This window comes from Asaccharospora irregularis DSM 2635 (assembly GCF_900129815.1).
Lineage (GTDB): Bacteria > Bacillota > Clostridia > Peptostreptococcales > Peptostreptococcaceae > Asaccharospora > Asaccharospora irregularis.
Map to the genome: position 1 here is coordinate 1 of NZ_FQWX01000071.1, position 2,216 is coordinate 2,216.

The following is a 2,216-nucleotide window of genomic DNA, read 5'->3' on the forward strand; positions in this document are numbered from 1 at the left end:
TTATACAAATTTAAAAATTAAGAAAAGTTGTTAATGTTCGTTAGATTATTAGAAAGTTTTCTATCAAATGTTACAACTACATTATACAAGGGGGACTTAAGTAGTCCTATGAGAATAAAGAAAGTCTTGGTAACAATTTTAAAGGAGGAAGAATAGATGGAGGACATATTAGAATATAACATTCAGCTTGCCATGCTCAGGCAATTATTAAGTGAAAAGCTAATAAATAAACAAGAATATTTTAAGATTAAAAAACTTCTTATGGAAAAATATAATATTTCTTCAGATTTGACCTGCTAAATCTAACTAGTCGCGGTAAAATAGGATTGTATAGAGAAATACAAAAGTGAGGTGAGATTATGAAGAAGGTTGAAGTCATAAAAGGTGAAGGTCTTTTAAATGCTAGAAGAAATGGTCTAGAGATAAATTTAAAAAGAGTAGCAGCTTATTGTAGGGTAAGTACTGATAGCGAAGATCAGCTTCAAAGTTATCATTCCCAAGTTAAATACTATACAGATTTAATCAATGAAAATTCTGACTGGACCATGGCTGGAATTTATGCTGATGAAGCTATCACAGGCACACAGATAGACAAAAGACTGAATTTTCAAAGGCTAATAAATGATTGTATGAATGGTGATATAGATATGATTATCACCAAGTCTATATCCAGATTTGCTAGGAATACTTTAGATACCCTCAAATATGTAAGGCAATTAAAAGAAATGAATGTGGCAGTATATTTTGAAGAAGAGAATATTAACACTCTAACTATGGATGGAGAATTACTCCTAGTTATACTTAGTTCTGTAGCCCAGCAAGAGGTGGAAAATATCTCAGCCAATGTTAAGAAAGGCTTAAAGATGAAAATGCAAAGAGGAGAGCTAGTTGGCTTTCATGGTTGTCTAGGTTATGATTATGATAGTGACAATAAAACTATATCCATAAATGAAGATGAGGCTGAAATAGTAAAATATATCTTCAGGAGATACTTAGAAGGGGCAGGGGGAAGTGTAATATGCAGGGAATTAGAAAACCTTGGATATAAATCACCAAGAGGGTCTAGCAAATGGTCGGCAACTACTGTCTTAGGAATTATAAAGAATGAAAAATACAAGGGAGATCTTTTAATGGGAAAGACCTTTACCCTAGATCCTATTACTAAAAGAAGACTAGAAAACTTTGGTGAAGAAGATAAGTTTTATATAAAAGACCACCATGAAGGGATTGTAAGTGAAGAGGACTTTGATAAAGTTCAAGCTATTAGATTTAGAAGGGCTAAGAATAGAAATACTGTAGGCTCAAAGAATGGCAAAAGAGACAAATTCAGTAGGGAATATGCTTTTTCCTGCCTATTAGAATGTGGCTTCTGTGGTTCAAATTTATCTAGAAGGTCCTGGCATAGTAATTCCCAATATAAGAAGACTATTTGGCAATGTGTAAGAGGAACTAAAAAGGGGAAAAAGTTTTGTCCTAATTCTAAGGGTATAGAGGAAATAGCAATAGAGAAAGCCTTTCTAGAGAGCTATAGGCAGCTTACATCAAATAATAAAGATATTGTAAGTGGCTTTCTAGAGTTAGTTGAAGCTAGCTTAAATGATAAAAGTCTTGAGAAGTCTATTAAGAAACTAGAAAGAGAGATAACTCACCTTTTAAATAAGCAAAATTCCTTAGTAGATTTAAGACTAGAAGAAAAAATAGATAGTAAACTATATGAAGAGAAATATCTATCTTTCCAGAAGCAATATTCCGAGAAAAGTAAAGAAAAAGAATCTCTGGAATTTAACTTGAAAAATAATAATGAAATAAAAAGTAGGATGAAAACTTTTAAGACCATGCTTGAAAGAAAGGAAGTCTTAAAAGAATTTGATAGGTATGTATTTGAAAGTATTGTAGAGAAGGTAATTGTTGGTGAAACAGATGAAAATGGTGATGTAGATCCATATAAGCTTACATTTGTATATAAGACTGGTTTTAAGGATGATTTAGATGGAGATAAATTTAAGTCACCAAGGAAAAATGCTAGTTCTAAAAACAAAATAATAGGTAGAAACTCTGCTGAATTGTCTTCCTATACTAGTAACCATATAAATAAATCATCTTCCTATAGTAGTGATGACACACATGTCTATTGCAGCTATATTTACCGGCGGTACATTGAGATAAGGGAGGTTGAAGTCTATTGTTTGGAGATGTGTTAGACTATTGTAGGGAAA

2 protein-coding genes are annotated in these 2,216 nt (G+C 32.0%); both read left to right on the top strand.

Going from position 1 to position 2,216, the window contains the following annotated elements; genetic code table 11:
- The first annotated feature begins 156 nt into the window (after nt 1-156).
- Nucleotides 157-300 (top strand): SHOCT domain-containing protein, encoded by a 144-nt coding sequence (locus BUB34_RS12835; RefSeq protein ID WP_073127865.1) that lies wholly within the window; start codon nt 157-159, stop codon nt 298-300.
- A gap of 59 nt (nt 301-359) precedes the next feature.
- Nucleotides 360-2,201, top strand: a complete 1,842-nt coding sequence (locus BUB34_RS12840) for a recombinase family protein (protein WP_073127867.1) — start codon at nt 360-362, stop codon at nt 2,199-2,201.
- Nucleotides 2,202-2,216 lie beyond the last annotated feature (15 nt).